The organism is Promicromonospora sp. NPDC060271 (assembly GCF_042726755.1).
Lineage (GTDB): Bacteria > Actinomycetota > Actinomycetes > Actinomycetales > Cellulomonadaceae > Promicromonospora.
The window spans coordinates 21909-28085 of sequence record NZ_JBHXBG010000071.1; the positions used below are offsets into that span (position 1 = coordinate 21909).

General features: G+C 67.2%; 5 protein-coding genes. 3 read left to right on the forward strand and 2 right to left on the reverse strand.

Annotated elements, in window-relative coordinates; genetic code table 11:
- The first annotated feature begins 120 nt into the window (after positions 1 to 120).
- Positions 121 to 807, forward strand: a complete 687-nt coding sequence (locus ACFWE2_RS13030; RefSeq protein ID WP_377224648.1) for a PAS and ANTAR domain-containing protein — start codon at positions 121 to 123, stop codon at positions 805 to 807.
- 19 nt (positions 808 to 826) lie between these two features.
- On the opposite strand, the gene ACFWE2_RS13035 is transcribed toward ACFWE2_RS13030, so the two are convergent.
- Together ACFWE2_RS13035 and ACFWE2_RS13040 are read right to left on the reverse strand one after the other, a co-directional pair.
- On the reverse strand, positions 827 to 1366 hold the full coding sequence (locus ACFWE2_RS13035) for a hypothetical protein (RefSeq protein WP_377224649.1): 540 nt from the start codon (positions 1364 to 1366) through the stop codon (positions 827 to 829).
- Positions 1363 to 3318: a Hint domain-containing protein gene (locus ACFWE2_RS13040; protein WP_377224650.1), complete on the reverse strand. Its 1956-nt coding sequence runs from the start codon at positions 3316 to 3318 to the stop codon at positions 1363 to 1365. Before ACFWE2_RS13040 ends, ACFWE2_RS13035 begins: the two co-directional genes overlap by 4 nt.
- A 139-nt stretch (positions 3319 to 3457) precedes the next feature.
- Here ACFWE2_RS13040 and ACFWE2_RS13045 point away from each other — a divergent pair, with 139 nt between their 5' ends.
- Both ACFWE2_RS13045 and ACFWE2_RS13050 read left to right on the forward strand, forming a co-directional pair.
- On the forward strand, positions 3458 to 3628 hold the full coding sequence (locus ACFWE2_RS13045) for a hypothetical protein (protein ID WP_377224651.1): 171 nt from the start codon (positions 3458 to 3460) through the stop codon (positions 3626 to 3628).
- A gap of 312 nt (positions 3629 to 3940) precedes the next feature.
- Positions 3941 to 6130 carry a carbohydrate-binding protein gene (locus tag ACFWE2_RS13050; protein WP_377224652.1) on the forward strand — a complete coding sequence of 730 codons (2190 nt, stop codon included), beginning with the start codon at positions 3941 to 3943 and terminating at the stop codon, positions 6128 to 6130.
- The last annotated feature ends 47 nt before the right edge of the window (positions 6131 to 6177 follow it).

The window sequence follows — 6177 nt, forward strand, 5'->3', positions numbered from 1 at the left end:
CGGGCCCCTGCGGCGAAGTCGCTAGACCGTGAAGTATCTTCATCGCGATATTCTTGCTCTCGCGGTTTCGCCCCCCCACCAGGGCAGGAACTGCGCCAGCCGGCTCCAGAGGAGGACACCGTGAACCTTATCCCCAGGCCCGGCCAGGTGCCGTCCGCGAGCGACATCGAGGAAGCCCTCGTCAGCGGCATCCGGCCTCCGGTCGGCCGGTACCGGCTCGACCTGGCGACAGGGGAGTGGGCCTGGTCGGACGAGGTGTACGTGATGCACGGTTTTCAGCCGGGCGAGGTGGTGCCGACGACGTCGCTGATGCTGTCGCACAAGCATCCCGACGACCGCGGCCGGGTGGACGGCATGCTTCAGCGTGCGGCGGAGACGGGGCAGCCGTTCAGCTCGGTGCACCGCATCGTCGACGCCGCAGGAAAGACCCGCACGCTCGCCGTCACCGGTCAAGGCCGGCGCGACCCGGCCACCGGTCGGATGACGGAGCTGTTCGGGTACTTCATCGACGTGACCAAGGCGCAGCGTGAGGCGGCGGCTCGCGAGGCGTCGGCGTCGATCCAGGCGTCCTCGGAGCGTCGCGCGGTGATCGAGCAGGCCAAGGGCGTGCTCATGGTCGTTCACGGCATCGAGGAGGACGAGGCGATGAGCCGGCTGCGCGAGGCGTCCAACCAGACGAACCTCCCCTTGCGGGACATCGCCTACTCGCTGGTGCAGCTGTTCTCCGGGCCGGACGTCACGGAGTTCCCGACCGGTGAGGTCATCGACAAGTTCTTGGCCGACCCGGTCCTGTCGGACGACCTCTGACGCACGGCAGGTGACGAGGTCAGCCGGGGAAGCTTCGAAGCCACGAGTCCCGAGGTGCTTCGATCCAGGAACGTAGGTGATCTTCCATCATCTCACTTACCGTCCCGATGCCCTCAGGGGCATCGATTCGCCGGAAATTGTCAAACGTATCGAGATAGGCGCGTGCGACAGCGGGGTACAAATCAGCCGCTTCAACCGATGCGCGGCGAGCCTTCACCCCGTAATGATCACCTTCGGGTCGCCCAACGGTCAGCAGGAGAAACCCCGGCCGGCCGCGAATGCACTCCAGGCGTACTGGAATATCCCTCTCGAAGAGGCTCGTCTCTCCCAGGCGATTCTGGCGACAGTCGTCGAGCATGTTGGTCAGCATCGGCCACAGCGCTCCTACATCATCCCAAAGATCAGGGCCGAACACTTCGGTCCCGTCAATGGTCATGCTGATGAAGCCCTCCACATACCCGTATCTCGTCTGGGTGAAGGAGTCGATATCCTGAACGGGATCGAATTTTGGAGAGCCGTGCCGGTCGGACAGGTAAGTCTGAATGGTGATATCGCTCACGGTTCACTCATCCCCACAGGGTGGAACGTGCCGATGGCTCCTTGATTCACACCAAGTCGGTACGTCACTCCGTCGATGGTGGCCTTCACGTTCCCAACCTGCTGCTCTGGCCTTGGCTTTCGTGCGATTGCTTCGATTTCGTCAGTCCTCTGCCGGGCGACCTGATCGATGAGGCCGACGATCTCGTCAACTGTCCTGGACTCGCTGAACATATCGTTGCTCTGCTTCGCCTGCTCCGGATCGAAGTAGGTCGGGTGATGTCTTTCAAGGATGTGCTGCATCCCGCGGCGTTGAAGGACCAGCGTGGTGCTGCCATACCTGAATGTCTTCGGCTTCCAGTTCTTGAGCACCGCGAGGCAGCCGGAGTTGTGGACAAGAACGCCGGCGTCGCCCACGTGATAGGTGTGGAGACCAAGAACCGCGAGGTTGTAGGCCGCCCCTTCACGCGTCGACCGGATGTCGAGCCCGCCGACAGCCACCTCGGTCCCGTCCGCCGACACGACCTTCTCACCGGGCGCGAGGTCCTCCGCGTCCTCGAAGACGCGGTCGGTCGAGGACCAGAACGGATGGTCGGCGGTCGTGGTGATCCTGTCCCCGCCGGCGAGCTGGAGGTCCACGAGCGAGTCCGGGTGGACGAACGTGTCGATCACCCGTCGCGGGCCGTTCACGCCGGACACCGGATCCGTCGCGTGCACGTAGTCGCCGGGCCGGACGTCCCGGATGGGTTTGCGCGTGCCGTCGGCCATCAGCACAGGTGTCGATCCGGCGAAGGAGGCGAAACACCCTGGCGGCGCCGCGACCGGGAGCTTCTTCCCCTTCGAGGCGACGAACGTGACGATCTTCTCGACGGCTCTGACGACCGCCGGGATCGCCTTGACGACCTTGATCGCCTTGCCGACGGGCAGCAGGTTGATCAGCGTCATCACGCACGCGAGGATGTCCGCCTCGGTGAAGCACTTCTCCAGGTCGGTCAGGCCGATGAAGTCCTTCACGATCGGCCAGAACTCCTGGATGATCAGCTGCTGAACATCGGCTTCGACGGTCACAGCGGGTTCCGGCGCAGGTGAATCGAGCGGGAGCAGCGGTTCCGGAACGGTAGAGCCGCTGACCGTCCGCGTCAGGCAGATCTCTGAATCCTCCGCATCCTGCTCGAATACCTGCTCGTGGTACACCTCGTCATTGACTATGCATGCGCCAAGAGGGCCGTCCATGACCCCGCCCCAGAAGACGACCGTCTGATCCTCGTCAACACGCTGATCCAGGTAGGCGTCGAGCTCGGATGTAAAGAACACGCGCGCTGGGGTGTACTCAGCCTCGAAGTAGAGAACCTTGCCCTCAAGGATCTCGTCTCCGACGGCCTTGTAGTCATCGACCCACTCAGGCGTGATGGAGACAAACTGCCGCGGCCCCTCATAACCGACCCGGGGATCGTCCTTCTTCCTCTCGCCATGCCCCTCGTCAGCACCGTCGAACCGGACCATCGAAGCGTTCTCGACCAACGCCGGTGACGCGTCCTCGCGGCCTGAACCGTCGGGCGGCGCGCTGATGTCATCACCGCCTGTCGCGTCGGCGTCCGCAGTTCCGGCTCCGGTCAGCTCTCCACCCAGGGACCGGTAGGTCCGCGCATAGGGCTCGAGCGTGTCCGTGGTGATCGCGGGGTCGCTCGTCGCGGCGGCGTAGTCGAGCACGCCGTCGGCGCCAACGTGCCCGTCGATGGCGTCGAGCTCGCCCATGATCGATGCGGCCGTGAAGTCCTCCGGAACCTGATCCGGGTACTTCTGCCGTACCTGAGCGACCGCCTGCTCCAGGAACTGTTCGACGTCGGGCAGCTTCTCCAGCTCGGAGCTGGCGTCCACCACTGGCGTGCCGCCGTCGGTCGCCGTCGGTGGCGGGGCATCCGTGGCTCGTGTGCAACCGGACATGACCACGGCGACCGCCGTGATCGCCACCATCGCGACTCCTCGAACCGACCAGGCGCGAGCCCTGCGAACAACCATGTACGACCCCCGGTACGAGCTACCACCGCGACGAAGACCCTATCCGTCTCCCGGCGGAGGCGCGTCGCCATCCGGCGCCCGCATAATTCCGCGTATGAGCGAAAGCATCTTCGCGCCAGGAGCCGACGTGGTCACCGCGCGGGGACGTGGCGCGGTCGTCGATGTCCGGGCGACTGCCTCGGGCAAGTTCGTGTTCGGGGTGGAGGACGCCGACGGCGAGGTCACCTACTTCACCGAGAAGGCTCTCCGGCTCGTGGAGGGCTAGGTCCATCCCGGCTTCCACCCAGCTCCCAGCTCAGCGGGGGAACGCCTCGCCGTCAGGCCCCAGCGGGGCCGAATCGTTTAAGTACGTGCCACTCGTTGACACCGGGGAAACGCTTACCCTACCGTCGAGGACGCCGATTAGATCGATTCAAGTTCGGTGGTGGACGACACCGCGGCGATGGAGCCGTCGTCGTCACCCGCACCTCGCCAGCCCTCCGCCCGCGCCCGAGACGGCCGGGCCACCTCAACGACGAGTCACTGCTCAGGGGAGCGAACAATGTCCGAGACAAGATCGAGGCGAAGAAGTGTCAGAGTGGCGCTCGTGGCCGGGTTCTCCGGTCTCGCGGTCGTCACATCCAGCGTCGTCGCGGTGAGCACGGCCCACGCCGCCACCGTCCGTCACGAGGCGGAGACCGCGCCGGCCGTCTGCGGCGGCCTGGTCGAGGCCAACCACGCAGGGCACTCCGGCAGCGGGTTCTGCAACTCCGACAACGCCGTGGGCGCCGCCGTCGAGTTCCGGGTCGACGCCGCAGCGGCGGGCCCGGCGACCCTGACGTTCGGTTATGCGAACGGCGGGACGGCGAGCAGGCCGGGCGAGGTGCTCGTGAACGGCGCGGTGGTGGGAACCTCGCAGTTCGGCGCCACCGGCTCCTGGACGAGCTGGGCGAGCCAGACCGTCACCGCGCAGCTCGCCGCCGGTGCGAACACCGTGCGCCTGCGGGCCACCGGCGCGGCCGGCCTGGCGAACGTCGACTACCTGGACGTCACGACCGGCGGCTCCGGGGAGCCCGGCGGCGGCAACGGCGCGTACGAGGTCGAGGCCCTCACCCGCGGCGTGACCGTCGTGCCGTCGGGCGGCGGCAACCTCGTGAGCTGGCGCCTGCTGGGCACCGACGCCCAGAACGTGGCCTTCAACGTCTACCGCGACGGCACGCGCCTCAACTCGACGCCGATCACCGGCGCCACGAACTACCTCGACACCGGCAACGGCACCTACACCGTCGCGGCCGTCAACGGCGGCACCGAGGGGGCGCGCTCGGCAGCCGAGGTCAGGTTCGACTCGGGCGGCTACCTCGACATCCCGATCAGCCGGCCCTCGGGCATCCACGAGGCCAACGACGCCAGCGTCGCCGACCTGGACGGTGACGGCGACTACGAGTACGTCGTCAAGTGGTCGCCCACGAACGCCAAGGACAACTCGCAGTCCGGCGTCACCGACAACACCATCGTCGACGCGTACACCCTCCAGGGAACCCGCCTGTGGCGGATCGACCTGGGGCGCAACATCCGGTCCGGGGCCCACTACACCCAGTTCCAGGTGTACGACTACGACGGTGACGGCGACGCCGAGATCGCCATGAAGACCGCCGACGGCACGCGCGACGGCCGCGGGGTCGTCATCGGCAACGCGGGCGCCGACCACCGCAACAGCGGCGGCTACATCCTGACGGGACCGGAGTACCTGACGATCTTCGACGGCCGCACGGGCGGCGCGGTCGACACCGTCAGCTACCAGCCCCCGCGCGGCAACGTCGCGGACTGGGGCGACAGCTACGGCAACCGGGTCGACCGCTTCCTGGCCGGCACCGCGTACCTCGACGGGTCCACGCCGTCGATGATCTTCGCGCGCGGCTACTACACGCGCTCGGTGATCTGGGCGGTGGACTTCGACGGCAGGGACCTCACGACCCGCTGGATCTTCGACTCCGACACCCGGGGCGCGCAGTACGAGGGCCAGGGCGCACACAGCCTGTCGATCGCCGACCTGAACGGCGACGGCCGGCAGGACGTTGTCTACGGGGCGATGGCGGTCGGCTCGGACGGCAACCCGCTGTGGAACTCCCGCATGGGCCACGGCGACGCGCAGCACGTCTCGGACTTCGTGCCCAGCCGGGCGGGTCAGGAGGTGTTCATGGTGCACGAGAGCGGCACCGCGCCGTCGTCCAGCCTGATCGGCTCGAACGGCACCGTCCTGTTCCAGACCAGCCCCAGCGGTGACAACGGCCGCGGGGTGGCGGCGAACGTCACCTCCGGCAACGCCGGGGGCGAGTACTGGTCCTCGAACGTGTCCGACCTGCGGAACTCGGCGGGTGGCTCAGTCGGCGCCAAGCCGAGCTCGATCAACTTCCTGGCGTGGTGGGACGGCGACGGCGAGCGGGAGCTGCTCGACGGCACCGCCGTCGACGACTACCAGAACGGCCGCCTCCTGACCGGTTCGAACGTCGCGTCGAACAACGGCACCAAGGCGACACCGGCGCTCTCGGCGGACCTGTTCGGCGACTGGCGGGAAGAGGTCGTCTGGCGGACCACCGACTCCTCGGCGCTGCGTATCTACGCCACGCCGCACCGGACGACCCTGCGCATCGCGACGCTGATGCATGACATCCAGTACCGCACGGCCATCGCCTGGCAGAACACCGCCTACAACCAGCCGCCGCACCCGAGCTTTCACATCGGCAGCGAGGTCACGAGCTACCCCTGGCCCGACATCCACACCCCGTAACCGGGAGACCGGCCCAAGATCAGGCTTCGGATCAGGGGCGGGCGGGC

Bases quoted from the DNA above. Each gene is read 5' to 3' on its own strand.
- ACFWE2_RS13040 (WP_377224650.1), bottom strand. From the start codon at position 3,318: ATGGTGGCGATCACGGCGGTCGCCGTGGTCATGTCCGGTTGCACACGA.
- ACFWE2_RS13045 (WP_377224651.1), top strand. From the start codon at position 3,458: ATGAGCGAAAGCATCTTCGCGCCAGGAGCCGACGTGGTCACCGCGCGG.